The sequence below is a fragment of the Enterococcus ratti genome (assembly GCF_001886195.1).
Lineage (GTDB): Bacteria > Bacillota > Bacilli > Lactobacillales > Enterococcaceae > Enterococcus_B > Enterococcus_B ratti.
In genome coordinates, this window is sequence record NZ_JXLB01000059.1 from 1 (window position 1) to 982 (window position 982).

A 982-nucleotide genomic window follows, 5' to 3' on the forward strand; every position below is an offset into this window, starting at 1 on the left:
CATCAATTTGTTCTTGTGTATTCGTTAGCTTTGGGGCAAGGCCATCAAATAACGCATTCACGGCTTCTGTGGCAAGTTGTATTTTTCCAGCTTCATCTTTTAATGTTTCTAAAGCTTGTTGTGCTGTTGCGACTTTTTCTAACAACGCAGTTTTTGCACTACTGTCTGGTAAAGCGTTCACTTTTGTTTTTGCTGCAGTGATTTGTTCTTGTGTATTCGTTAGTTTTGGCTGTTGGTTACTGTCAAATAGGTTATTCACTACAATTGTCGCTTGATCAATTTGTTCTACTTCAGCGGATGCTTTATTTAAAAATGGTGTTAAGAAGTTCGCCCAATAAGCAGAAGCATACTGATAATTGTCATCCATTGGAATTTTATTAAGAATTAATTCACGAACCAAATTTATATCAGCTTGAGTTACGCCAGATGCTAAAACACCACTTGTGGAGTAAATCCCCTCAAGCATACTATCAATGGCTCCTCTATTTGCAATACCGCTTTCCGGTACATCCGTATATTTACCAAAGTCAGTCGTACACCACTTGCGTACTCCACCTTTGCCCGTTGACGGCCAACTAACAGAAAAATTCGTGTCTGCTCCTTCTGCTTGGAAGGTCACTTGAACATTTAATTGATCACCGTTTTGTGATCTGTTGTACCTTACATTTTTTCCTTTCACAGTGACATTGATATCATTCGCTGTTAAAGTTGAACTAGGATTTCGATAAAGTGAAAAAGTTAATTTAAAGGTAGCCCCTCGAACTGTTTCTGCGATTTGCCCCGAATAATTATTTTTTGGTGAATAGGTGGAGGGCAGTATTTCTCCAAGTTTCCAATTCATTAATGACGGATTCACTGGTTTATTTGATGCTGCTTGTGGAAATGAAGCAGTTGTTTTGGAAGTCATTTCCAAATTTTTTGTGTTTTTTTCAGATTTTTCAATCGTTGCAGGTTGATTTTTTTCTGCTGCATAAACCAATGA

The 982-nt window shown here is 37.7% G+C and carries 1 protein-coding gene; it reads right to left on the reverse strand.

Translation table 11 applies throughout. From position 1 onward, the window contains the following. Positions 1–982 (reverse strand): toxin Cry1Ac domain D-VI-related protein (locus RV14_RS12360; RefSeq protein ID WP_245785513.1); only part of this gene is annotated, 982 nt, incomplete at both ends.